At 43.9% G+C, this 24,268-nt stretch carries 22 protein-coding genes; 12 read left to right on the forward strand and 10 right to left on the reverse strand.

Annotation, left to right across the window (positions count from 1 at the left end; all coding sequences use genetic code 11):
- Nucleotides 1-71: 71 nt before the first annotated feature.
- From ACJHYR_RS24965 to mobI, 4 genes are read right to left on the reverse strand one after another with little or no spacing between them, the layout of a single operon-like run.
- Nucleotides 72-1,145, reverse strand: a complete 1,074-nt coding sequence (locus ACJHYR_RS24965) for an ATP-binding protein (RefSeq protein WP_410233162.1) — start codon at nucleotides 1,143-1,145, stop codon at nucleotides 72-74.
- Complete coding sequence (gene mobH / locus ACJHYR_RS24970) at nucleotides 1,145-4,291, reverse strand: MobH family relaxase (protein WP_001011151.1); 3,147 nt, start codon at nucleotides 4,289-4,291, stop codon at nucleotides 1,145-1,147. The genes ACJHYR_RS24965 and mobH overlap by 1 nt, the downstream gene beginning before the upstream one ends.
- Before the next feature lie 9 nt (nucleotides 4,292-4,300).
- Nucleotides 4,301-5,038: a hypothetical protein gene (locus tag ACJHYR_RS24975; RefSeq protein WP_086353230.1), complete on the reverse strand. Its 738-nt coding sequence runs from the start codon at nucleotides 5,036-5,038 to the stop codon at nucleotides 4,301-4,303.
- The gene (gene mobI / locus ACJHYR_RS24980; RefSeq protein WP_000071885.1) at nucleotides 5,035-5,520 is read right to left on the reverse strand and encodes a conjugative transfer protein MobI(A/C); all 486 of its coding nucleotides are present in this window, start codon (nucleotides 5,518-5,520) and stop codon (nucleotides 5,035-5,037) included. Before mobI ends, ACJHYR_RS24975 begins: the two co-directional genes overlap by 4 nt.
- Before the next feature lie 758 nt (nucleotides 5,521-6,278).
- Between mobI and ACJHYR_RS24985 the strand changes: the two genes are divergently transcribed.
- The 6 genes from ACJHYR_RS24985 (at nucleotide 6,279) to ACJHYR_RS25010 (ending at nucleotide 16,070) form a co-directional block, all read left to right on the forward strand.
- Nucleotides 6,279-7,079 (forward strand): hypothetical protein, encoded by an 801-nt coding sequence (locus tag ACJHYR_RS24985; RefSeq protein WP_000004209.1) that lies wholly within the window; start codon nucleotides 6,279-6,281, stop codon nucleotides 7,077-7,079.
- 1 nt (nucleotide 7,080) lies between these two features.
- Entirely contained in the window at nucleotides 7,081-7,593 is a 513-nt protein-coding gene (locus tag ACJHYR_RS24990; RefSeq protein WP_001140953.1) for a hypothetical protein, read from the forward strand.
- 593 nt (nucleotides 7,594-8,186) lie between these two features.
- Nucleotides 8,187-9,233: a thioredoxin family protein gene (locus ACJHYR_RS24995; RefSeq protein ID WP_000196728.1), complete on the forward strand. Its 1,047-nt coding sequence runs from the start codon at nucleotides 8,187-8,189 to the stop codon at nucleotides 9,231-9,233.
- A complete protein-coding gene (gene trhH / locus ACJHYR_RS25000; RefSeq protein WP_001257292.1) occupies nucleotides 9,223-10,638 on the forward strand; it encodes an IncHI-type conjugal transfer protein TrhH in 1,416 nt (471 codons plus the stop codon). The genes ACJHYR_RS24995 and trhH overlap by 11 nt, the downstream gene beginning before the upstream one ends.
- An 8-nt stretch (nucleotides 10,639-10,646) precedes the next feature.
- Nucleotides 10,647-14,600, forward strand: a complete 3,954-nt coding sequence (locus ACJHYR_RS25005; RefSeq protein ID WP_046788498.1) for a conjugal transfer protein TraG N-terminal domain-containing protein — start codon at nucleotides 10,647-10,649, stop codon at nucleotides 14,598-14,600.
- 180 nt (nucleotides 14,601-14,780) lie between these two features.
- On the forward strand, nucleotides 14,781-16,070 hold the full coding sequence (locus tag ACJHYR_RS25010) for an HNH endonuclease signature motif containing protein (RefSeq protein ID WP_001284752.1): 1,290 nt from the start codon (nucleotides 14,781-14,783) through the stop codon (nucleotides 16,068-16,070).
- Nucleotides 16,071-16,177: 107 nt separating this feature from the next.
- Here the strand turns inward: ACJHYR_RS25010 and ACJHYR_RS25015 are convergent, their stop codons facing one another.
- Nucleotides 16,178-16,696 carry an HAD domain-containing protein gene (locus ACJHYR_RS25015; protein ID WP_015059500.1) on the reverse strand — a complete coding sequence of 173 codons (519 nt, stop codon included), beginning with the start codon at nucleotides 16,694-16,696 and terminating at the stop codon, nucleotides 16,178-16,180.
- A 130-nt stretch (nucleotides 16,697-16,826) separates the two neighbouring features.
- Entirely contained in the window at nucleotides 16,827-17,366 is a 540-nt protein-coding gene (locus ACJHYR_RS25020; RefSeq protein ID WP_000494967.1) for a lytic transglycosylase domain-containing protein, read from the reverse strand.
- Between the two features lie 147 nt (nucleotides 17,367-17,513).
- On the opposite strand from ACJHYR_RS25020, the gene ACJHYR_RS25025 reads away from it, so the two are divergent.
- From ACJHYR_RS25025 to ACJHYR_RS25035, 3 genes are all read left to right on the forward strand, one after another.
- A complete protein-coding gene (locus ACJHYR_RS25025; protein ID WP_000720274.1) occupies nucleotides 17,514-18,263 on the forward strand; it encodes a thioredoxin fold domain-containing protein in 750 nt (249 codons plus the stop codon).
- 24 nt (nucleotides 18,264-18,287) lie between these two features.
- Nucleotides 18,288-18,680, forward strand: coding sequence for a hypothetical protein (locus tag ACJHYR_RS25030; protein ID WP_000843244.1), 393 nt, complete (start codon nucleotides 18,288-18,290; stop codon nucleotides 18,678-18,680).
- A 195-nt stretch (nucleotides 18,681-18,875) separates the two neighbouring features.
- Nucleotides 18,876-19,136: a hypothetical protein gene (locus ACJHYR_RS25035; protein ID WP_001424629.1), complete on the forward strand. Its 261-nt coding sequence runs from the start codon at nucleotides 18,876-18,878 to the stop codon at nucleotides 19,134-19,136.
- A gap of 59 nt (nucleotides 19,137-19,195) precedes the next feature.
- Here ACJHYR_RS25035 and ACJHYR_RS25040 read toward each other — a convergent pair whose 3' ends face one another.
- Nucleotides 19,196-19,564 carry a hypothetical protein gene (locus ACJHYR_RS25040; RefSeq protein WP_223677324.1) on the reverse strand — a complete coding sequence of 123 codons (369 nt, stop codon included), beginning with the start codon at nucleotides 19,562-19,564 and terminating at the stop codon, nucleotides 19,196-19,198.
- 349 nt (nucleotides 19,565-19,913) lie between these two features.
- On the opposite strand from ACJHYR_RS25040, the gene ACJHYR_RS25045 reads away from it, so the two are divergent.
- A complete protein-coding gene (locus ACJHYR_RS25045) occupies nucleotides 19,914-20,723 on the forward strand; it encodes a DsbA family protein (RefSeq protein WP_000031377.1) in 810 nt (269 codons plus the stop codon).
- Between the two features lie 45 nt (nucleotides 20,724-20,768).
- On the opposite strand, the gene umuC is transcribed toward ACJHYR_RS25045, so the two are convergent.
- Nucleotides 20,769-22,028 (reverse strand): translesion error-prone DNA polymerase V subunit UmuC, encoded by a 1,260-nt coding sequence (gene umuC, locus ACJHYR_RS25050; RefSeq protein WP_042634445.1) that lies wholly within the window; start codon nucleotides 22,026-22,028, stop codon nucleotides 20,769-20,771.
- Nucleotides 22,012-22,446 carry a translesion error-prone DNA polymerase V autoproteolytic subunit gene (gene umuD, locus ACJHYR_RS25055; protein ID WP_000111290.1) on the reverse strand — a complete coding sequence of 145 codons (435 nt, stop codon included), beginning with the start codon at nucleotides 22,444-22,446 and terminating at the stop codon, nucleotides 22,012-22,014. The genes umuC and umuD overlap by 17 nt, the downstream gene beginning before the upstream one ends.
- 193 nt (nucleotides 22,447-22,639) lie before the next feature.
- On the opposite strand from umuD, the gene ACJHYR_RS25060 reads away from it, so the two are divergent.
- The gene (locus tag ACJHYR_RS25060) at nucleotides 22,640-23,257 is read left to right on the forward strand and encodes a hypothetical protein (RefSeq protein WP_001130842.1); all 618 of its coding nucleotides are present in this window, start codon (nucleotides 22,640-22,642) and stop codon (nucleotides 23,255-23,257) included.
- Between the two features lie 149 nt (nucleotides 23,258-23,406).
- Nucleotides 23,407-23,763 (forward strand): hypothetical protein, encoded by a 357-nt coding sequence (locus ACJHYR_RS25065; protein ID WP_000770127.1) that lies wholly within the window; start codon nucleotides 23,407-23,409, stop codon nucleotides 23,761-23,763.
- Between the two features lie 286 nt (nucleotides 23,764-24,049).
- Here ACJHYR_RS25065 and ACJHYR_RS25070 read toward each other — a convergent pair.
- A partial coding sequence (locus ACJHYR_RS25070; RefSeq protein WP_208486915.1) for a hypothetical protein occupies nucleotides 24,050-24,268 on the reverse strand: 219 nt, incomplete at its 5' end.

Raw genomic sequence — 24,268 nt, forward strand, 5'->3', positions numbered from 1 at the left:
CATACTCCTCCGGCAGAAGCAGAAAAAGCTTATTATGCTTCCATCGGAAACGATGATCTGGCAGCCTGAGTTCACAGATAAAACACTCTCCAGGAAACCCGGGGCGGTTCAGACTCCATTACCTTGACTGTAAGATTCACAATAGACATGTGGCTTTTCATGTTCTTGTGAATCAGATAAATAGAAGGCTTTTTCTCTATGTAAGAAAGCCCGGAAATCACATTGGAAACGAGAGCCTTGGCATACTGAACGAATGGGTTAACCTCACCGGGAACTGTCACCAAGCTCAAAAGACGAGATGTTAGGTCAGAAACATTAGTATAGGTGTTGCAGACATCAATACAGACCGAAGATGCTGGCTGGCCAGGATGAAATTTATAGAAAGGAAGACCGAGGGTCTTAGCCTCTTCCATTAGAGATTCTCGCCACTCTGCATCGTTCTTTGGATCTATGACAACAACAACATGACCAAGATGAAGCATGCTAATGCTTAGTAAACGCTGTAGCACCGTTTTCCCGGTACCCACGTTTCCGGTTATCAGAGTATGACCAAACCAATTGTCTTCAGTTACAAATATGGGTTCCCTACGTTCCACAGCAAAAATTGCATTGCTGCCGCCCATCTTACGAGCCATTGCGTCAAAATGTCTCTTAATTGGGTTGAAGACGAATGGCAACTCGATCTCACGTTTATCACTGGAGAGGTTAGCTATTTGATATGCCCGATCCGCATGTTCCGGGCCCCACTCAAACCCATCACAAAAATAGGACTTTCGCTCGGGTATATCCTTATTTTTATTTTGATAATCCTGAACCAGTTGACGATACTTTCGCTCATTGGAGAAAAAGTTACTTTTGTTAATTACACGCAGTGAATCAAGACTAACGAACATGAAATGTCGCTTGAATACACGCCAATGAGCCATCAAGAATGGCGCTGCTGTTTTGCAACGATAAAGGCACAGCAAAAAAAGCAATATTGAGGTGAACAGAACTATTGGGGCGATGTCCAGTCCGTCTGAAGAAAGTCCCATATAAAGCATAGAAACCGAACAAATCAAAAGTATTGAGGCACTACGATACTCAAGAATAGGCCGATAAAAATTCTCTTGTGCATGGAGGTTAGTCCTCTTCGAATCTGACATTATAGGTTCCCAGCCTCTTTCAGGTTATTGATAATTCGTTCAATGTCCACTTTCGCCCGGTCTGATGCGGCCAGCAAAGTAGGCATGTTAAATGCATGGCATTTTGTATTGATCACAGCACCAGAATTAACGAGGTACTGAGGAAGCTTATTGAAAAGATCTTGAGCCTCTAACTGCGACCCAAATTTTTCCACGCAAGATTGGGTCAGATAGAGAGTATTAGGAGTACTTACCATAAATCTGTTTTTGCGCTTTCTTTTAAACGCCACCTCCATTTTGGACAGAATTTGATGCAGTACTGACGCAATTTCTACAAATTCAAGCTCTGTAACGTCACCTTCGCTTATAAGCGAGAATTCACCATTTTGGTCTGATTCAGTAGTTGCAAAGACTTTACTGTTCAGATTGTGACCAGAAACAGGTGATGCTGGTTTTTGTACTTCTGCTTTGTCCGATGATTTATTCCGGTTGCGCTTGGGATTTTGTTTTTCTACCGGTGCTGTTGGGGCGAACAGTCTGGCCAGTGCTGGCGAAAGATGATGCCCCTTAGCGTCTGTGGGCGCATGCTCTCCATTTGATTCTTCAAGTACAGGAGGTAAGGCGGGCTCTTCACTTGCCATCACACTGGTTGCGGCTGCTTCGGTCTGGGAATACACAACTTCAGCTGGTGGTGGGCAGTTACCCTCAGTATCTGGTTCTGAGTTTTCTTGTCCTACAGAAACATCCATAGAGCGTTCAATCGTACCCTGGGGATCAGCGTTCTGTTCTCGGTTAAGTTCTGGTAATTCTGACGGCTCGGGGAGAAGCTTTTCATTATGGACCGAAGAGCTTGTTGCACAACTACCGACTTCTGGCCGAGAAACACTAAGCTGTGTGAAATCGGTATAATCAATGATCTCATGCTCTTCATCTTCTTCCTCAAAAAGATGTTGATAATGTTCATATTCCACAGCCTCAGTTTTCAGCGGACCAGTCGCGGATGCACTATCGGTTCCATGATATTCCACGTCGCCAGAATGTTCTTCGACTGCATTTACACGTGGGGGAGGCAGCTCAAGCGTTTGCTTTGGACGTGGGGCAGAGTTTTCAACAGAAGACTCATCATTAATCACTAATGCCTGATACATAGAAGTATTGAAAAGTGACTTTAAAGTTGTTGGCCTTCTTGGCTCATGATAGGTGAGCTGGAACCCGGCGCAGTTATCGCCGAGCTGGACTAAACGCAGATCGTCAATGTCCCTTACTATCCACATTCCATCGAGAGAGCCTTCTCTGAATGTCAGTTGGAAATAGGGCTCTTCACTAAATGCTTTTTCATCTAATCCCGGCAGCAATGCCATAGTGGCATCTATGTTGAGGTAGGGGACAGCATCTACACACACTATATAGTCATTGGAAAGTGGAGCGCTTAAAAGGAGTTCATGAAGTTGGTTGACCAGGACATGGGATTCCGTGTCCTTTGCCGATTCATCTTCACTTTCTTCTATATCAGGAATGACAGGATCAGCTGCTTCCTCACCCTCAGATTTAACTATCTGCGTGTCATTATCAATTTCATTATCACTTTCGGCTTTCTTCTCAAAATCGTCGGATGAGCCTTCATTTTTCTTAGAATGTATATCAACATCAATAGAGGCAGTGGAGCGGCCTAAATCATTAACCTTAAGAACAGCCGTCTCAACAGTATCAGTAATTTTAGTTATAGCGTCCCGACCGGGCACTGGTCTTCTGTATTCAGTAACTGTTTTTTGCTCGTCAATGTAAATAAAGTCTTTATTGGCATTAACGCTAAAAAGACCCGGCACTGAGTCAGGGATTTTATAGGAATCAAAGATTAAACCAATCCACCTTAGCTTAAGAAGGTTATAGAATTCTAGTTTCCCTATCCCATTTCTAAAGATGTTTGATATTTCGTTTTCCGAATAGATACCCGGAATGAAGTAGTGAACGACACGCTCATCATCATAGGGCTCGACGTAACCACGTTGAACTAGGGATTCTACCAATACCGTCTTACCAGCCTCTCCCTGAGGGAAGTTATATTTATGTAATTCGAAATCATTGAGAACAAAATCAAGGAATGCGTTCTCGTTAAGGTATACCTCACCATTTACGATAATGATGTGCATAGGCTTAGCATTGTAATTGTTGATATTGATACTGGTAAAGTTGTGCTTGATGGTACTAATGGCCCTTGCTGCTGCATCATTAGAACGCAGACCCATGATAGGGTCACGTAAAACATTAAGGTCTGTACCAGTAGAATAGAAATCAGCGGTCCTCACGCATTTAGACAAAAAGTCATTCCCATCAGTATAAACGTTTAGGGCGGTGATCATTTTTGAATAAACACGTTCTTTATTTACCCGATCCAAAAATGCAAGACATACCGGGTTTAGGATTCGCTCAAGGAAAACGCTGGACCAGATATTATGTTGATTATGAATACGCTTTCGCCAGTGGATTTCGTATTCAACCACGTCATTTTCACGTGCCCAGTCAAGAAGACTTTGTGAGCTTGGCGTCCAAATGATCGGACTAGCTAAATTCAGGCTTACAATATCGAGATCGTAAACCTTTCCGGCATCATGGACTAAACCACAGATAAACGCAGCATAGAGATATACTTTTCTACGGACTACTTCTTCATCTTGATATCCGATTGGTCTCAGTTCTGAGTGATGCGCATTTTTTAAAGAGAGTATGGCCACTTCCAGGCTGTGAGAAAGTAACCCACCAATACCATTATGATGATGATTTTCGGAAGCTGGCAAAAGATGTATCCAGCGAACATATTCAACCAAGGGCTTTAATACTAAATTAGTAAATGTATATGCATCGTCCCTGATGTCGCTATCGCTGATAGCTAACATCATTGAAATTGAGTGCAGCTTTTCCCGATACAGAGACAGGATTGACTGTTCATTAAATGTCTGTATGCCCGTCGGACGAGTTGGATACTCGATGAATTTCAGGACTTCTGGATTTGGATGATCAGGAACAGTGTACTTCTGATCTCCTAGAATCTGCGCAAAAGGAGAGAGGCTTGATATATCCTCAATCATTACAGAGGTTGCATCATTCTCCTGAGATGAGAATATCCCCAAAATCCGTTTAATACATAAATACAGCGCCCTGAAATTCATCATCATACCTTATCGACGTTTGCCTAACAGTTCGGCTGCAATGTATGCCTGCACACTTTTATATTGCATTACTTTGGTGATGAACTCTGCTGGACTGTATGGCCCATCCTTACGGCGAGAAACATTCAGAGTCTTTTTCACATTCTCAACATATAAATTAATACTCTTTATAATGTTGTGAGACATAACCGGATAGTCGCTTACAGCCAGTAAACCCAATGAGTTGTACTCATACATTGTGTTCATGAGCTGGTTCATCTCGAAGATGTACTTGTAAAACCTCATGGTGTTGTGGTTATTGAAGTTGAGTTGTACTGGTTCAAAACTGAAAGGTACAAACTGAGTTGATGACATGAATGAGTCATTCTTGTCGAACTCAATTGACTTAATATAAGCAACAAGATTTTCTTTCATCTTATTGTTTTCTTCATGCAGCTCGTTGAACCAATCCTGAATAGCCTGAACAAGGTCAGGATGTTTAACTGCATCAACCGTTTTAAAGAGAGAGGAAATAGCGATACTCACATCATCAAAACCTCTGATGACTGCTCCATTTCTGGCAGTTAAAAACCGGTTAAAATCTGGGGTGCCGGGGTTAATAATAACTTTGGCCATACCCTGGTGCTCTGGTCTACGTTGAGTAGAAGTTTGAGCGTTTACGCCTTGCTTTTTATTTGAACCTTTTACCATTACATCTTTTGGTTCAATGTTAATACGCTCATTGTCCGTGATAATTGCGTCGGTCATTGTGCCACCTTAGTTTTTGAGTATTGACGGATTTTTCGTCCAAGTTCGATATATGCTGAATGATAGAGCTCAAGCATTTCTCTGTAAGGCTCCAGCAATGCTTCCGTTTCAGAAATCATTTCGTATTCCCAGCTGGCATGGTTTACAAAACAGTTCTTAGAATATTTTCCACTTTTCATTGGTTGCACCCGTTTTGACATGTGACTAGGCGCTCTTGTTTTATAAGGGCTGAACTGATGCCAAGTGATCGTTACTTTTCTGGCATTACCAATTAGCTCAACTTTTGGTGCGTAAGAACCCAGATACTCCCTCTTTGGAACTTTGCTATGTCGGGTAAGGTTAATCTCTTGGTGGTTTCGTTCCTTCCACTTGATCCAGTATTTTGTAATGAGATCTTCAGCCTCAACACGCAAACCTTCAATCTGAGCACGTAAATTTTTACGTGTTAGCTCTATAGAACTTATAAGATTCGAATTACTCATGACGCCTCCTGATGTGAAATTACTATACCGGAGGAAATTTCCGTTTTTTTTCACGAACAGAAGATTTTTGAATGCTCTTTGATGAGGGAATTGAACAGATGTAATGCACTCGCTGTTTCCCCCATTCGGGAGGGGCCTTCAGAAACAGTAACAGCGAGTTTAGCCTCACTTCCATCGCTACCCTCTAAAGTTACTTTTGAGGGAATGACCATTGTGGATTATTGCTTTTGATAATGTGCATTGCTCTATTAAAGTTATACATATATCTAGTGCCACTTTTCCAAAAAAAATGACCCTATGGAACTTTGTCCATAGTGACACTTTTATAAAAAGTGACCCTATGACGACATTACATAGGGTCACTTTTCAAACATAAGTGACCCTATGTGAGGTATTCATAGGGTCACTTTTCTTTGTTTAGTGATCCTATGTAAGCATGAGGTTGATGAAAAGTAAAAATGTCAGTTTATGACGGTCAGTGAAAGACGTCGTTATTCTAATCCAACGTTGGGAGGGGCTGGATTTAGGTTTTTTTTTAATCGCTTCACATTTCGTTAGCATGCGAAGAAATTTTGATAAAATTCTGGTCAGTTTGGTTAAAAAGTGTTACAAGTAAGCGGTGTGGTTGAAGGGATAGATTTAAGGCTTATTCAAGCCTTAAGAAAATACTAAAAGTTACTTTTCACCCTACCGAACACCTAACAAAAAATCCATGTTGAAGATTTGAACAATTGTAATGGCGCAAGGACAATCAGCACATGTCAGAATCTGATAATTTAACTCGTAGCTTACTCGGTAAACTTTTCCGCACTGAGATTTCGCTTATTCGTAGTTACCGTGCATTTTTAATGTTATTGCCTGTGCATGGATCTTCTGCATATCAAACTGGGACTCCTCTTCTCCAGCGTCGCCTATTTGGGAAAGGATTTAGTACAGCCGCTGATTTAGCTTTTGAAGTGGAAACACGTCCAGGTAGTTTTTTGGTTCCGCGTACACTCGGAAAGGAAATTACATGGGAGAGGTTTTTTTCTGCGGTCTTGGACGGTGATTCCAATGTAATTCGTGAATATGATACAAATGATATTGACTATGGTATTTACGATGCCGGTGAAAAAGTGACTTTTCTGAATGGTACAGTGGATATCTATAATCCCAAGAAGATTCATGAGTTGCGTTCTAAATGTGTTGATATACAGAATGACTACTTTATGCAGGTGTTCTTTATCTCAATGCTCGCACCAGAGTTTGTAAGTGTTTTCTTTGGTTTAAAACCAACTACAGCTGATGCTATTAAAGACATTGGTTATTCATCGTTAAAAACAATTAACGATGTCGTTCTTTTCCCACGTACAATTGCTTTCTCACAAGGGCATATTGAAGAGAGTGTTTCACTTAAAACGAAAGTTTTTGCCTGGGCTTATGAATTGTCTGCTGACATCCGGTTAGGAAAAGTTAGTGATGATTTGATGGAACTATTACGTTATGACACTATGTTCACCAGTCACCGTCAGGATGTGTTCAACACTTTAACAAATAAAGTTATGTTAAAGGATTATTAATATGGCAAAGGTCGATCAAACAAAAGCTAATGCTCTATTGCGAGCAGCAAGGACTATGTCGCTTGGGGCAAATAAAAATACAATACGAATTTTGTACGGTAATCATGTTGCTGAAAATATCGATTTTGAGCCTGGTGCAAAAACAAAACTCAAAAAAGGTATCCGGGGCTGGAGCAAACGCACAGATAACCGCCGAGCTTTTTCTGCTGTTATTGATGTCGCAGTTAACTATTTTGGTTTTGATCCAATAAATCCGGAAGCGAGTTTTCGGCAAATTGACTTCAACCGAATAATGAGTGTCCTTCATAATCTGGGATACTTTGTATGCGCACCGGAAGTTAATAAAATAATAGAAATCCTTACTTCTATGAAAGAAATTGAAGAACTAGGTGCCTGCGAAAAATGTAAACGCCCATACATTGTGCCAGTGACAAATGATGCTTATTGTCCACGTTGCAGATTATCTTCAACTGCTTCAGCCATAGAGAGGTATTCTCAAGAAGAATTAGATTAAATTTAAAAAAGATATCGCGAAACTTGCCTTGTCTGAATCTAAATATTGACTTAAGTCAAATTCTGTTGTTTGCTTTACAATCAAATATTAGTTACAACTTAAATATTAACTCTTGACAAGTAAAGATATAATTTGATTTTTCTTTATACAGTCTTTCTTCGTTCCAAAAAATGTTCACCTTTTTTTCTGTTGAAAACGTAAAACTACTTAGGTTCTCTAAAACCTTCTATGCATGACGACTTCTTAATCGCTTTCAATTAATATATTTTATATTCTTGCCTAAGTTCGCTTCTTTGATCCTTAGCTATTCCTTCTTTGAAATATAGAAACAGCGTTACTGGTGATGATTTTTTTCAGCTCTTAATACACCTGTTTTCAAAGCAATATTTGCTTTTAGATATTCGATAAAACCATGTTTTTGTTACACCGGATTTTTCACAATGTGCAAGATGGATGATCTTTCCATCACCGAGACTATCTTCTTAGTCAGCACTCCTTTTCCGTCCTTTTCAACATAAAAACGACCATGCTATACGAGCTCTAACCTTTTTTTTGTATGCCATCATAACCGCATCAGAAAAGGAGAACGGTCTATGACTCGTATTGCATTAGCGCCTTCAAAGATGGTTTTGCTTATGTCTTTGGTAATTACTGGTGCCCACGCCAGCCCTGAGCAACCCCTAATAAAAGATACGCCCTTTGTATCAGGCCAGGCTTATAAGAAGGGTTTCTTCTGGTATGACGATCCTGCTAAAAAAAGCGAAGCTGAAGAAGAAAAGGTTTTGCCACCAACCGGTGCTGCTAGCTCGCCTTCAAAAGAGGAAAAGGTAGATTTAAATTCAAAATGGCTAAAAGAGAATATGCCTCGACTGTTAACGCAGGCAATGGATAACCCTACCGCAGAAAATCTATCACGTTATTACACGGCGCAAAGGTTAATGCTGGATATCAGTACGCGTTTTTCTGACAAATCAAAAGATTATTTTCTTAAAAACCCGATGATGTCTGAAAAACGCAGGCAACCAGTGGAAAAGGTGGCACTGGATGCTCACCGCACTGTTGTTGAAAAAAATCAGCAAACGGTAATGAAAGATATCTTTACTAAGTCAGGTTTATTTTTCTTTTTCCAGAGTACTTGCCAGTTTTGCCACGAAGAGAGCCAAATACTTCAATTTATGCAGAACTATTATTCGGTAGATATTCTTCCAATCAGTATGGATGGAAGGCCATTGCATAATGGCCTTTTTCAGGATTTTAACATCCCCAATGCACAAATTATTGATCAATTTAAAATTCGAGAGGTACCTACAATTTTCCTGGTTTCAAAGGATGGGACATCAGCTCAGCGCATTAGTGAAGGCATGATCTCCGCTGATGAATTAAAGAACACTATTATACTTGCCGCGAAGGGCATGAATCTGATCGATGACGCTTCGTTTCAGTCAACTCTAGATATTAAAAGGCAATATACCATCGGTGATGATGGCGTTATTACCGTTAATAAATCCGAAATGGAATCAGACCCATTCTTACTTCAAAAAATAATGGACCAAAAACTCGAAGGCTATGACATGCCTACGGCCGATCCGGTCAATTATCTCAATGCTGGCGGCAGTTTTGGAGGCACTTATGCGCAGTAATGCCGTTTTCAACTTCAAAAAGTTACTTTTGTCTCTTTCTGTTTGTGCTGCAATTTTAGCCCCGACTGCAAATGCAGACAACGCAATGCGTAACATTTTCAATGGCATGATGACGTCTACCAGCCCGGCCACCTTTTCCACAGCAACCCGTACAGGCATAGTTGGCGGGTCAATGTCTTACCGAACAACAAACGTTAATACCAACCTTGTTTCCATGTCGTTTCCAAAAGCTTCTGTCGGTTGTAATGGTATTGACGTTTTTCTTGGGTCCTTCAGCATGATCAACGGGGACCAGCTTGTGCAGGTGGCCCGTGGTATTGCCCAGGGTGCGGCTATCTATGCTTTTAACGTTGCTGTTTCAGCTATTTGTGCTGACTGTGCTGCAACGATTAATGACATCCAAAACAAACTGCAAGCGCTAAATAAATTTGCGAAAGATTCATGCAATGCAACTTACTCTTTCCTTTCTGAAAACGTGGGTACGCCAAGCCAGTTTGCTAACTCAGTTAGCTCTGGACCAGCCTCAATTCTGGGATCGATTAATGGTCTCATTCCTGATTTTGGCTCATCGATGACAAAGTCACCTGAAGCTGTCACTTCTCAGGTTAAAGCAAAGGATCCCGAAGAGTTCGCTGAAAAATTCAGTGGTAACCTCTTCTATATGTCGTTCATGGATATTGATAAGGGAACAATGAACATCGGAGGGGTAACGGAGTTATCCGGTTATAAATTGGCAGAACAACTTATGTCTCTCGTGGGTACTGTCATTATCAACTGGGATAGCAAAGGCGAAAAAGCGGGAATGGAAGTCCGCCCGTCTACCATGACTGTCACGGATTACATCATGGGGCCACCAGCTGGCGGATCAATTAAAATGCTCAAGTGTTCTCCGGCACCAGATCCATCATCCCCACGAAAGGCTCAGTGCCTTGTCATGTCAGAAGTTAATGACGGTGGTTTTAAGGGATTGAAGGATACCATTTCTGATCTTCTTTTAAACGTACAGAAAAAAATCATCAACGACGTTCGTGTTTCAGATGATGAATTACGCATTATCTCCTATATCGGCATCCCGACCATTATCGACTCTTTGCAAACATTCGAAGCACCGGAAGGGTACGCATACATTCAGGACATAAGCACTATTGCTGCGACGAGCCTCGTAATCAACATGTTGCGCCAGGTTGAGGCCAAAATTTCAACCATGAGCATACCGAGTGAGTCGCTGTCGGGTAAAAGGGATGATCTCAACCGATTAACAGACAATCTCTCAAAACAGGTTAAAGCCGCCTATGAGCTATCGCACAGCCAGGTCGGTACCAGCTCGGACGTCATTTCAACCTGGGATAACCGTCGCCTGCAACGGAAGGCTTTCACTGAAAGTATTCGTGGCACACGTAACTGAGGTCTGACATGGATTACAACATATATACCCTGGGTGATATTGATTTTGTCTGGTCGGCTTTTACCGGTATTGCCCTAATCTTTTCTCAATATACTGGTGTAAAAGAGTTCCTGACCACGGCCGCCGTTGTAGCAGGTGTGAGCCTATTCTATAAAACGTGGCTATGGCTTCAGGCTCCGACCAAAAATGAATTACCGTTTTTCTCCTGGTTTTTGGGGTTGATCCTTTTCATGATGGCAATGGTTCGAGTGGATGTAACTATTGAATCTGTAAAGTCGGGAGAGGTCAGAAACGTCGACGGAATTCCAATTTTTATTGCTGCGATGGCCACCGTCACCACTAACTTAAGCCAGGGTTTGCTGAAGGATTATAAAACTGCGTTTGATCCGCTTTCTCCGGTGGACCTGTCTGCAACAACTCTGGACGATGACATCACCCTCGGTCCGATGATCCGATTCGTGAAGTTTTTGCAATGGGGCGGCGATAGCCAGGGCTACTGTTCTGCATTTCCTGAACCGGCCAGCGGGCTAGGGCCAATGAACGTATGTGCTACCGTTCAGTCTCTTGCATACAACTGCCTGAAGGCTACCCAAAACTCAAGCGCAAATATTGCCGGTAAAGAAACTATTTTTAACGATATTTTCTCAGCTAATCTGGCAGATAGCATGGACCGGATTAATCAGGCGATGAAAGGCGCACTGAAGAATGCCTCTGCCAGTATTGTTGGCGCTAACGGTTCAAAATCTGGTACGTGTGATGAGGTCTGGTCAACTGTGAAACAGGTTACCAGTACAGCTGAAGCTCGCCAGACTATTTCCCTTATAGGACAGACAAACGGCATCCTTACTCCAGACGAAGCAAATGGTGCACCTACCGGCGCAAGTTTTACTGATGTTATGGCGTCAGCAAATGGTATGTACGGTAAGGCTATTGGTTCGTATGACGCCACCCTGAACCTGTTCATAATGAATGAGCTCAGAAATGGCGCAAGCAAATATAAGACCCCACTCAGTCTGGCTTCCGATATGCAGTTGTTTGAGGCTTCTCTGAAGCGAACCAACACAATGGCTTCACAGGGCCAGTTGTGGTTACAACTGTCTGGAGCAGCAATCGCATTCCTTGAGATGTTTGCTTACATGGTTGCTCCATTTGCTTTGCTTATGCTGCTGGCGTTAGGTGGTAATGGTGTTGCCGCTGCGGCGAAATATTTGCAACTTATTCTCTTCGTGAATATGTGGCCGCTTACGGCAGTAATGGTCAACGCGTATGTGAAGAAAGTCGCGACGGCCGATCTGGATACCTGGAGCACCCTCAACAGCCAGAATAATGCCGTCACGTGGATGGGGCTCCCAGGGCTTGCGGAAACATACAGTTCATACCTGTCTGTTGCTTCCGCGCTTTATGCTCTGATTCCGGTACTCACATTATTCCTGATGACACAGTCGATTCACCCGATGATGAATGCGGTTAAGGGAGTGACCCCCGATGCGCCGGTGGATACTGGTCATGTAACGCCCAAAGTATGGGATGGCCCTAACAGCGGTAAATCTTCATTTGGTGACGTGACACGAACCGCCTTGACCAGTACCGGTCAGGGATACAGCGATGGCGGCGCAGTTGATTCAAGTAATTTCCGTCTTGGAATGTGGAATGCTGGTTCAAGTATCGCTAACAGCCAGGGGCAAGGATCAGCTGTAACCTCATCAGTTATGAGTGCGGCAAGTAATTCATTCCAGGCTGGTTACAGTCAGATGAGTGAAATTGGAAGGTCAGGACAGTCGAGCCAGCAGTTCTCAACCAACCTGCAAACAATGAAGCAGATCTCGGATAAGATTGGTGCCTCTGTAGCAGAAGGTATTGCAACGAAACATGGGGTGAGTGCGTCTCAGATGGCCAGCATTGCTTCAAATGTTATTCTAAACGCTGGGCTTAATGGAGGTGCTGGAACTGGCAACGGAGCCGGGCTGAAAGCAGCTGTAGCAGGGCAATTGAGTAGCGGCGCATCTAAGACCAATACAGGCAGTGACTCGCTTTCAAATGACCTTTCAAAAGCAATCACGAATCAGCTTAGCCAGGATTCTGCTTTGACTGACCAGTTCAGTAAAGCGGCGTCTCAGGTAAGCAGCGATCAGATATCCAATACTAATGCGTTTAAAGAAGCATCGTCGAAAATGAACCAGGCGACACAGACGATGGCGCAAAACATTTCTACATCGGTATCGACTAACGCCAGCTCCAATAGTGGAATGAGCCTTGATTCTAAACAAAGCATTAACCTGGACAGGTTCTCCGATTCTATTCGCAACAAAAACTTCAGTGATGATGATGTAAGGAATTTTGCTCGTAAGAATGGGCTGGATGAGAATGCGTTTATGGAGAAATTCAACTCCTATAACGATACCTTCAAGGCCAGTAATCAGCTTGGTTCGCAGCTTCAACGTACTGACGCGCTTGTGGCTGCAACACGAGATTTCAGTGAGCAAAAAATTGCGATTGATACCGCCCGGGGAGAGACGGCCGAAAGTAATAAACAGGATCTCCGTGAAACCTCCAGCCTGCTTAAAAGTCTGGTTTCCGACTTCGGTGGTAATGCACAGCAGCTGCTACCTATCACCAATCAGCTCGACAGAATTTCAGGCGAAGGGTCAGGAATTAATACTATCACTCAGGCACAGGATAGAACTCCTGACAGCGTAAATACGTCTGGCGTGATGAGTGCGTCACGCGTAGGGGAACTGGGTGGAAGTGTTGATTCGCAGGCTAAACTCGGTCTTTCCTCCAACGCTCAGGACGCGACTCAGCGTGTCCCTGGAAAAAGTGAAGCTGGCTTTACTCCGTATAACCTTGATAACGCGGGCAAAGGCGATATTCAGGGAATACATAACAACAACGTGGGCCGCACTTATTCTGATGAAGAAAGGAATGTGCTCAATTCTCTCAAAACGAATGGCCCTGTACTGAATAATCAGGGTGTAGAGAAAGTCGTCAATTCAGGTCAGGATGTCAGAAATGCAGAAGGCACATTTAACGATCTGGAAAAGGCTACCGGAGGTCGGGTGGTTGGTGATGGAATGGATCAACGAGCCACTGCTTTGAACAGTATGTATCAGAGCGGTCAAGTTCGTGGCTTATCTAATAACACTGATAACTACTTTAGTCGTGTTGCCAACAACCCGAACTTAAGCCGGGACGATAAGCGAGCTGAATTGGCACAGCAAGCTGTCTTTACCTATGGTGCCAGCACCATGGCTACCGGTGCCGAAAGAGAGCAGCTCAAAGCGGATACCCAGAAGATCCTTAATGAACTGGGTAACTATAACGTTAACTGGAGTATGAATGACGTTCAGAGCATCCATAGCAGTTTCAACACTCATAACAGAGCTGATGGTTCACTTGAGTCAGTCGTACGGGCAAACCTAGGAGAGGGTGGGTCGGGCGGTGGTCTCGTTGGTAACCGCACTCAGACCGTCACAGATCGCTTGGTTGGGGAAAAGATAGAGGCCAACACTGAGCGGGGCGCGATTTCTGGTGCGCTACTCGGGGGCCAGCAATTTGTTTCGGATACGCTAACCAGCGTTGGGGCGAAACCGGTAAATGAGATGCTTACGGGAGCGGGCATCCTTCAAACCCAGACATCGATAGCAAATGATGCCTCTAACCCTGCAAATATGCCTGATTCTCTCCAGGGTAAAGTCCTTAATCACATGCAGATGTCTGATGGCGTCGCAGCTGTAAGTGACCGGTATCAGAGTATTAGCAGCGACGGCGTTTCGACTTATGCGAATGCAGCGCAGAACTCTGAAAGGGCTATCCGGCAGCAATTGACGGATGACCCACGCTTTGGGCCTCAGAAAGCAGATGAATTCATTCAGTACATGAAGTCAGAGCTGAGCAACACAAATGAGCCTTACCAGTCACGTGTCGATAAAGCGGATCAGTGGCTTAATGAAAATAAAAGGTAGGTGAGTTTCAAATATAACCTAATGAAAATTAAACGTATTTACTAAAATATGGTGTTAAACAGTGAAGGCCGCAAAGTATAAATTTGCGGCCTTTTTTATTCATAAACTTAGCTGATTTCTGTACAATCTCGTTCTTTATGTAGTAGATGTTCCGGCTGAATAGGCACTGAGACACAGGACATGGCAAACAAAGTAAAAGATATTAACCATCCATCTATTAATGATAGAGAACGTCGTGTCTTGGAAGAACTAGGTATATGTAATGGTGCACACTTTAATAATTTGCTTAAAATTGCCCGCTATCGTCTCAATGCTGGTTATTCCCATGCTGAAACTGTACTTTCTTTACGCTGCACAGGCTCATACATTGAGCGTACCGTAATGCATGCCCCCAAAAATACCCGTAAAAAACTACGTGAACACCTACAAAAATTTGCTCTAGAGACAGAGCAGAATAGCGAAACCGTTTATTCTAATTACAATACTCAGCTCCGTGTAATTCGAGAAAAAAAACAAAAAGAACATTTGATGGCCAAGCGTAAGGAGTACATTCGCGTTCGGCTAGAATCTTGTAAAACAAGGGGGGAGCGGTTGATGGCGTTCGGTCTAATTGACACTATCGATCCCGAATATATACAGGAACTGGAAGACCATCTGGCTAAGGTTAGTCATCGTAAGATGTTGGAGGATAATGACCGAAAGGTAAAAGAACGCAATAGACTGTTGAGTGAAATGAAAAAAAATTCAGCCCGTCTCACCGAACGAATAATCCTGTCGGAAAAAGAGGAACCAGATGAAGAAGCCTCTCTTCCAATACTGGTACGTAGATATATTCCCGGCGGACGTGCCGCAGAGTTCGCTATTTATGCACGTTCAAACGCTACATTACCTCCACTAGAGATCATTGAGGGTTTTCTAGGGTATCCAGTTGGTGGCCGCGAAAGATCGCAGGAAGATCAGCCTAAATCTCCACCGGCCGCGATTATGGTCGCTATGAAGACTGATGGTATAGAAGAAAAGGAGCTTCAGCCGAATATTCCTGATGAAACTACTGTACCGGGTAAGCGTAAGGGTAGTAAGACAACTGTCGAGACACGACCAGATCAGGCCTCATTTGCAGAAGCCGTCCGCAACAACTGTTATGACCAATGTGTGATTACAGGCTCTAGACTGCGCCAGCGCACTGAGGCTGCTCATCTGATGGAGCATCGTAACGGAGGAGTAGACCATTATACAAATGGGTTGCTCTTACGCCATGATATACACGATCTTTTCGACGCAAACATGATTGCCATTCATCCGGTGACGTTGGAGGTTAACATTCTCGCTGAAGCTTTGGCGGTAGATCATGATTTAGCGGCATATCAAGGAGAGTTTATTAAGCCGCTGCGTAAACCCATCAATACTGAATTCCTAAAGCACCGTTGGCAGGTTTTTCAGCACCGGAACCAAACTGAGCAGCAAGCTTAAGAGACCGGCATGTTTTCTTCCAACTGTGCAATGCTTTGACCCGGGGCAGAAATGGAGAAGCATAGAACTGATAATGCGGGCATGCTCTCCGTAAAAGTTACTTTAATTCAGGAAGCCCAACGTTTCATAAGCAGATGATACCTGGTGTTAAGAGCTGCAAGATCAGATTCGGTGAGGCCGGTGTAATAATTGGTTTTTTGCAAATGTGGATAACCGACCGGGAATAATGATTCGTCGTCATCAAGGCAGATAAATGCTTTAACTCGATGTGAAAATACAAAGTCCTCACACTCAGCAGCCCGCACACCTGACTGATTAGGTTTTAAATATACCGAATCGGTAGCACCTATGACTTTGTCTCTATAAGGTAGCCGGAAAAGAGATTTCAGGTAAGTTATACTGGCACATTCACGCCACGAACTGGAGATGACAATCACCATGGAAGGGCATTTATCCAGTAATTTTTCCACCAATGGCATTCGCTCAAAGGTTTCATTTTTGCACCTGTGACAAACCCCATCGAAATCTAAGAAAAGCACGACATGCGAATCAGGGAGAGGGCCCCATAAACCAGCTGTTGTTTCTTCAGGAACACATACTTCTTCATGAAGAGGGCTTTTCTGCATCAAGAAAGAAGAGAGAATCTTAAATATATTTCTTGCAGAAAAAGACAATTTATTACCCCTGAGTCTATGCGAATTTTTTGCGGGGGGGTACCCAAGCTACTCGATGATCTTCTGTAATATCAGGTTGAATTTATTTAACAACAGGAGTCGGGTTTTGCTCCGGGACATTTTTAGCTATATGGCCATTGTATCGAGGAGGTTGTTGGGTCCATTGATAAAGCTCACCCATCCCGTTACGCTGCTGGATCCGGCGATTGTACTTTACCATGAAGTTAAATATGTACTTTGCACGTACCTTTGGGGTTTTGCTGTTGTAATCTGCAATCCCTTCAAACACATTGCCCTTGCGATCAACAATTTTTCTGTAGAGCCACCATGTTCCAACCCAGAAACTAGCGCAAGCATCGTAAGCCAGAACCCGCCACGTTACAGTCGGGAAATGCTTTTTTATTTCAGGCAGATTGGATGAGTTGATCTGCATCGGGCCAATATCATAAGTGCCGTTAGTATTCCTGCTGAAAGTACCAACCTTACCGCCTTCATTGTCAAACAACGTAAAAACCAGTTCGGCATCAATTCCGAAGAAGCGGGCGGCATCCGTAATGCACTGAGTGTAAATCTCATCAGGAACGGGAATAGGTTTCACATCATCTGCTGGTGGTGTAAACACAACGATTTCTCCACTGAATCTACGTTTTATCTATTCTCCCATATATCTATCGACTTTCTTTCGGCTTTACCCGTTGATTTAAGCGTTTAAGCAAAATTCTGGAATTTTTGGGCGTGATAATATTAGTGCTCGATTCAAGGAGCATAAATGAAAAAAATTATTAAGGCATCGGTATTACTTCTTTCATTAAGTACCGCCTTCACGATGAATGCCGAGCCGGTTAATACAATGGTACTGCCAGATGCAGCCCGGGATAAGCTCAAAGCCATTGGGCTTTCAATCGAGCACGTCGAACCCTCGCCAGTAAAAGATATTTTTACGGTGATTTCCAGGGAGGGGGTAAGTTACGTGAGCAAAGACGGAGATTACATTTTTACCGGAAGCTTATTCCACGTGAAAGGTAAAGATGTGGTAAACACCACTGAGCAGGCCATTTTAATGGGCGTCCGGGAATTCGCATCCAAAACAAAATCCATCGACTACAAATCACCAAACGAAAAATACCGGCTTGCTATCTTTACCGATATAACCTGTGGATACTGCCAAAAACTGCATCATGATCTGAAGTCTTATCTTGATGCCGGTATTTCGATTAAGTTTCTTGCATTCCCACGTGCAGGACTGAACTCGGTAGTAGCCGGGAACATGGCCAAAATCTGGTGTTCAGCAAAGCCAAACGAAGCTCTGGATGCAGCGATGAATCCGGTTTCAACTATCCCGGAAGGACGTCCTGATGAGGCTTGCTTAAACATTATCAAATCGCATTTCCAGGTGGCCTCAACAATCCCGCTGCAAGGTACTCCTACCATGGTGACACTAAGCGGCAAACCGCAGTTATTTACGGGGTGGCTGAGCCCGGAAAACCTGGTGACCCAAATGGGCGCTGCGCAAAAGTAACTTTTCCGACTGTAAGAGGTGTGTATGAAATCTACTTTACTGAGTACGTTAATGCTGGTTGCTGTAGGTGTACAGCCCGTTTTCGCTGCACAATGTCAGTACGGAGCCTGTGGAACGGAAAACGATCCAGGAATCGTATTTCTGATGTCATCGGTACAAATGGATCAAGGTGAACAACTAAAGGAACTCTCTGGTGTTGCGACCACAGGTGACACCATCTCTAAAAAGATGGAAAGCTACCTGGGAAATAAAAAGCTCAAGGTAAACACCGACAGTACCCGCAAGGGGCCGGGTAATACCACCATCAGGCCTACAGATGAGCTCGCCCCAACGAGGCAACTAAAAGTTATCCGGCCCGAACTGGTAAAAAATCCCGATTCGCAGCTCGTGGTAGCTTTCAATGAGCGCCTGGCCTGATTTATTGACTGAGAGCGTCCAGAAGGAAAAAAGATGTCGATACTCAGTAACTTCGTCATCAGGGCAACGGGGATACCTGACAAAAAGTATCTCCGGGATCCCGTAATAAAACGTTGTTATGAACGTCTGAGTCGTAGGGTGCCTGCTCTAATGACGGGTTGGCTTCTGTGCATTCTGGGTTCAGGGTATGTCAGTATGGCACTGGAACAGCCTGATAGCACTGTGTTACTCAGTCTGCTGCTGTTGTATGTTATGTCAGGCATTTTACTGATGCAGTTCCAGTATATGTATTCAGAGCGAAGCATAGGCTACAAGTTCTACCTGGAAGTGCTTATGAATGCAGCCGCCAGTACTCAACATAAAGAACAGTTACAGTATCTAATCATTAATAAGCCCAATTCCATCACGATGGGCGATCTTTACCGACTTTATGATTTTAATGGGGGAGGGCGATAGCCACGTTTATGTGCGTGTCCAAAAGTCACTTTTGAACATTCTCTTCCCGCCGTCTGCTTTCAGTTCCAGGGGATCACTGCAACATAATTTCCGGAACGCAGCGGCGCATCAAATTTATCAGTAAAGGCGTCGATCATTGCTGAATAAGCAATGCTGTCTGACGGCACAGGTGCATTGCTTTGCATACTCACTTTCAGAACCTGCTTTGCTCCTTTCGCTGACGGGTATACCTCGACATCCAGCTGTCGCATATAGTGCATCTGCGACATCGTCTCAGTGCCTATTACCCCATCGACCGGCCTGTAGTCATAGTCAGTATGCGATTCGCCATGCTTGTCAGTTCTCGTTGTCTTTTTATCTACAACGTAGCCTGTCACCCCAGTAAGAAGCTGCTCGCTATACTGCATGTTCTCCTGTGAGCTGCTCATTCGGAACCTGAGCACATAATCTGGCTGGTGAGTGGAAATAATGACTCCTTTTTTTGCTAATCCATCAGCAAAACGGCCTGAAAACATTCTGGACTGAATACTTTCGTCCGGAGGGACTATCTGAAACCTTTTATTTGTAACAGGACGAGGCATTAGATCGTACGCATCTACCTGGTTTGCGAAATGATATCCACAACCACTCAAAAGCATTGCGGTTGTGAGTATAAAGCCCTGCCTAATCATCCTTTAATCTCCAAAAAGCATTGTTTCACGAATAATTCCGATTTACCGGGCCAGTATAATCCATCGCAGGTTAATAACTAACAGGCTGAAAAGCATAAAGGTAGCTATGTCTAAAGAATTTTATTTAAAACCGATGGCCACGATTTTAATTTCTGCGGTAATTGCTACCGCTGCCTCGGCGTTAATCGCGGCAACTTATTTTAAACCGAAGGTGCTCAGTGAGGAAGAAATTGGCAAAATTGCCGCTACTTACCTGGTAAAAAATCCCCATTATTTAGTGGAAGCAGGTAAGGCGCTGGAAAATCAGAACGTAAGTGCCTCAGTGGAACGAATAATTCCATATGCGCCAGCTCTGCTGGATACCAAGGAGACGCCAAACATCGGCCCGGATGACGCCGACGTCGCGGTAATCGAGTTCTTCGACTATCAGTGTATTTACTGCATGCGGGTTACACCTGTTGTTGAATCGGTAATGAATCAGAGCAAAGATGTAAAATTCTTCTTTAAAGAATTCCCGATTTTTGCCGGTTCAAAACCTGTATCTGCCATGGGGGCCGCTACGGGTCTGCACGTCTATCAGAATTTCGGTGCTGAAGCCTATCGTAAATACCACAACAACCTGATGGCTGTGGCTCATACCTTCATGACCTCTCAACGCAAATTCGAACTCAGCGACTTTAATACTGTGGTGGATAAGTCAGGGTTTAACAGCACGTTTTCTGACAGGGAAAAAAACCGATATGAAAACGTGATCTCCGGCAACATGCAGCTGGGCGAAGCGCTTGGGATCACCGGCACACCCGGCTTCATCATTATGAATATGAAAAAGCCGAATGCGGCGACTACCACATTTATCCCCGGGGCTATGGACGCAGCAACTTTGCAGGGCGCAATCGAAAAAGCTCGCGGGGCCTAAAGTTACTTTCACTTTTGATGAGTACGGCCATGCCGGTCATGGCCGCTACGCTTTTACAACGAGTAATTCATCCCAGCGGGTCGTATATCTCGGTGATAGCATGGCCTGTTTCATACGAAAATCCTGTTGAATGCCTTCCCCCAGCAAAAACAGAGCTCCGCGCTTTTCTTTATTGAACCGGTCCATAACTTTCATCAGTGCCTGACTGCCAGGCCTGGCCGGGCGCTCATCAAACAGGCTGAGTTGCTCTGTGCCGTCAGTCATAGCGGAGAGCATTACCCCAGCTTTCGCATACGCTATCCCGGGTTTGTAAATGCGGTTCAGGATGGTCATGGCTGCATCAACCAGATCGCGGGTGTCCTGTGTAGCGGTAAGCGGCTCGATACCACAATTGCTGTAGCGGTTTTCACCTTGCGCATAATTGCTGCTCTGAATGAAGACTGTGATTTGACGGGTCCACGAGCCATCCTTGCGCAGCTGCTCTGCCGCCCGGGCGGTAAAAAATGAAACTGCCTCATGTAGCTTGCCTATCTCATTAAGGCGCTGACCAAAACTTCTGGAAACGATAATCTGTTGCCGGACAGGAGGGGATTCATGCAGCCGGAAACATGGTTCGCCATGCAGTTCCCGCCAGGTACGCTCGATTTCAACGCCAAAGCTTTTACGTAAAAAGCGAACGTCGCTATTATAAAAATCACCGGCAGTGATGATCCCGAAAGCCGACAGGCGTTCACTGATCTTTTGACCAATACCCCATATTTCTCTGGTACTGATAAGGCCCAGGAGCTTCCTGATCCTGGCCTGATCAGTCAAAACTACAACCCCGCCTGTAGCTGCCCATCGTTTGCTCGCATAGGTGCATAATTTAGCCAGGGTTTTGGTGCTTGAACACCCCACACCACAGGTAAGGGACAGATTATGAAGAAGTGTACTTCTGATCAACCGGCCGTAATCTTCATAATCTATTATCTTGTTCATGTTTTTCAATAACATGAAATTTTCATCTATGCTATATCGACTCGATTGAGGCGCGAAGCTTTCCAGCGTTTCATGGAAGCGATTTGAGTAGTCTTCATACAAAGTAAAGTTAGAGCTCCGGACTTCGATCTGGTGTTGCTGAATCAAATCCCTGCACTTAAAAATTGGGGTCCCACGCTTAATACCAACGCTTTTAGCCAGTTTATTCATTGCAATGACGGACGAATCGTTATTGCTGGCTATGATGAGCGGCTTTTTTGCCAGCTTGGGATCCATCGCACACTCAAATGCCGCATAGGCCCCGTTAATATCAACGTGCATGTACATGGCTAAACTGATTCAGTGCAAAGGTGACGACGCCCCATATCTCAAGGGATTCGGGATTTACACGTATCGGCTTATAGGCTGGATTAGAAGGCATCAAAAGCAGCTCAGGATACGTGTGTAAGATCTTTACCGTGAACTCTCCATCCACCAGCGCAACGACGATAGAGCCGTGTCGTGCCGTTAAAGACCGATCCACAACCAGAATAGCGCCATCATTGATACCGGCATTGATCATACTGAGGCCCGCCGCCCTGACAAAGAAGGTTGAGGGGCGGTTACGGACTACATATTCATGCAAATTTAATTCATTATCTTCATGCCCGGCGCACGGACTCATCACTCCACAGCTCAGTAAATCACTGAAAAAAGGTGCCATTTCGTAAGGCTTGTTGCTAATGTGCTCAAGGATAACAGACATAGCTACACTCGAATTCTCATACTGTATGTATAAACAGTATTGCGAGTTACAGAGAAAAGATCAAATCTCTCCGGTAACGCTATCGAGCCTGACGAAAAATTAAGCTTTGTCACAAACACCAAAAACCATCTTTTACCGATAATGGCGAGCTGGCCTACGAAGAAGGTATACAAGCTAGGATGAAAGGATTCTGATGCCCCTCCCACCAAATTTTTTATCTCCTGAAGACCAGGCTGAGTACGATGCTTATATGTCAAGATTCAGCGAGATAAATCACTATTATGATTATCACACTGTCCCCGTGATTGACTGGTTCTTTAAACAAGCAACCGAGGCGTTGCATCACGAACTATGGATACCGGCCTGTACGAGCTTCCTGAACGGGATTGAAACATCACTCATGGTTACGTTGAAGTCGCTGATGCTGAAACCAACAGTTAACGATCAGCATGCAGCTCCTGAGCTGGTGGACTTGGAGGGTATCTCCGTAATGAGTAATGCCTTACTGAGAAAGGCCAAGCAGGAAGGGGTGCCGGTAGAATTACTTTCATTTCCAGCCGAGCAGGATATGTTGGTTAAGGTAGCAGCCGGGAGAACACCTGAAGCAGAAATTGTCAGGCTGAGAAACAACCTATGCCATGGCAACATTCTGGAGTTTATCATGTCTGTTGATATCGGTACTTCAGGACCCATACGTATTTTTACGCCTGAATGCTGTCGTGAACTGGCGCATGAACTTTCGTCCATTTCCAGGAATTGGGTGGTAGGTTTGCACAAGTACTGGGTCGACAACAATCTGATTTCCCCCTGAAGCTCCTTGAACCTTGCTTTCAGAAGCCAGGTGTATGAAACCCTATTGGATAATATTTAAAGCCAAAATATGGGGATCTCGTATTCGGTGACAGGCATGGTATAAATGATGTGTCTGAGCAACCATCATTGATAATCATGGAGTGAGTCATGAAATTAAAATACCTTCTGTTATGTGCAACTCTGTCTGTCGCCTTTACCTCCTCTGCGGTCCTTGCATCTGAAAACGGGAAAAAACCGATCCCGGGCAAATCAGATGTGATGGTTGCCGATATTTGTTTAAAACCTGAAATCCAAAGTGAAACCGATTATAAAAAAACGAAAGAACTGGTAAGGACTGAGTTTGAAGAAAACTTGCCTGTTGGATCTAAAATCAAAGAAAAAGACTTGAATGCCGTAATTGAAGCATTTGCTACTCGTAAAAGGGACACGCCGGAGCGAGCGGACCATTGCCAAGAAAACGTACGTGAAAGATACTGGGAAATGAACCCGGTGAAAGATAAATAAAATACATTCACGTTGTATAATATAGAGGCTTCAATTCTGAAGCCTTTTTTATTTTCAGATTATTTTGATTCTGACAATAATGAAATAAAATTGAGCATTATCGCTTAACACTGGATAAGAAAAAGAGCCATCTTTTATATTGGACAGGTTTGAATTTAAGGAATTTTGGATTCACAGTTTTCTGCGTTATTAGACGGCAAGGGCAATCTGGTATGATTCACCTAACACACGAATCTGGAAGGAAAAGTATATGGGTGACCTGGTCAGCAAAAATAGCATTGACCGTTTAGAGCGATTTCATTCTTTGCTGGCGGGTCAGTACTGGACGTCCACTGACAGCATCCCTGAAGAGGGTATTGTGGCAGGGGATACACTGCTCATTACGTCTTTGCGTGGCACTGTTGCAAATAGTCGGTGGTGATAAACTTATCATCCCCTTTTGCTGATGGAGCTGCACATGAACCCATTCAAAGGCCGGCATTTTCAGCGTGACATCATTCTGTGG

The sequence above is a fragment of the Escherichia sp. WS1450 genome (assembly GCF_046487395.1).
GTDB lineage: Bacteria > Pseudomonadota > Gammaproteobacteria > Enterobacterales > Enterobacteriaceae > Escherichia > Escherichia coli.

Coding starts and splice junctions, on each gene's coding strand:
- ACJHYR_RS25025 (WP_000720274.1), top strand. CDS start 17,514: ATGAAAAAAATTATTAAGGCATCGGTATTACTTCTTTCATTAAGTACC.
- ACJHYR_RS25010 (WP_001284752.1), top strand. CDS start 14,781: ATGGCAAACAAAGTAAAAGATATTAACCATCCATCTATTAATGATAGA.
- ACJHYR_RS25065 (WP_000770127.1), top strand. CDS start 23,407: ATGAAATTAAAATACCTTCTGTTATGTGCAACTCTGTCTGTCGCCTTT.
- mobH (WP_001011151.1), bottom strand. CDS start 4,291: ATGAATTTCAGGGCGCTGTATTTATGTATTAAACGGATTTTGGGGATA.
- ACJHYR_RS25035 (WP_001424629.1), top strand. CDS start 18,876: ATGGCACTGGAACAGCCTGATAGCACTGTGTTACTCAGTCTGCTGCTG.
- mobI (WP_000071885.1), bottom strand. CDS start 5,520: ATGAGTAATTCGAATCTTATAAGTTCTATAGAGCTAACACGTAAAAAT.
- ACJHYR_RS25045 (WP_000031377.1), top strand. CDS start 19,914: ATGTCTAAAGAATTTTATTTAAAACCGATGGCCACGATTTTAATTTCT.
- ACJHYR_RS24985 (WP_000004209.1), top strand. CDS start 6,279: ATGTCAGAATCTGATAATTTAACTCGTAGCTTACTCGGTAAACTTTTC.
- ACJHYR_RS25005 (WP_046788498.1), top strand. CDS start 10,647: ATGGATTACAACATATATACCCTGGGTGATATTGATTTTGTCTGGTCG.
- umuC (WP_042634445.1), bottom strand. CDS start 22,028: ATGTACATGCACGTTGATATTAACGGGGCCTATGCGGCATTTGAGTGT.
- ACJHYR_RS25060 (WP_001130842.1), top strand. CDS start 22,640: ATGCCCCTCCCACCAAATTTTTTATCTCCTGAAGACCAGGCTGAGTAC.
- ACJHYR_RS25030 (WP_000843244.1), top strand. CDS start 18,288: ATGAAATCTACTTTACTGAGTACGTTAATGCTGGTTGCTGTAGGTGTA.
- ACJHYR_RS24990 (WP_001140953.1), top strand. CDS start 7,081: ATGGCAAAGGTCGATCAAACAAAAGCTAATGCTCTATTGCGAGCAGCA.
- ACJHYR_RS24995 (WP_000196728.1), top strand. CDS start 8,187: ATGACTCGTATTGCATTAGCGCCTTCAAAGATGGTTTTGCTTATGTCT.
- ACJHYR_RS25040 (WP_223677324.1), bottom strand. CDS start 19,564: ATGAGCAGCTCACAGGAGAACATGCAGTATAGCGAGCAGCTTCTTACT.
- ACJHYR_RS25015 (WP_015059500.1), bottom strand. CDS start 16,696: ATGCAGAAAAGCCCTCTTCATGAAGAAGTATGTGTTCCTGAAGAAACA.
- ACJHYR_RS24975 (WP_086353230.1), bottom strand. CDS start 5,038: ATGACCGACGCAATTATCACGGACAATGAGCGTATTAACATTGAACCA.
- trhH (WP_001257292.1), top strand. CDS start 9,223: ATGCGCAGTAATGCCGTTTTCAACTTCAAAAAGTTACTTTTGTCTCTT.
- ACJHYR_RS24965 (WP_410233162.1), bottom strand. CDS start 1,145: ATGTCAGATTCGAAGAGGACTAACCTCCATGCACAAGAGAATTTTTAT.
- umuD (WP_000111290.1), bottom strand. CDS start 22,446: ATGTCTGTTATCCTTGAGCACATTAGCAACAAGCCTTACGAAATGGCA.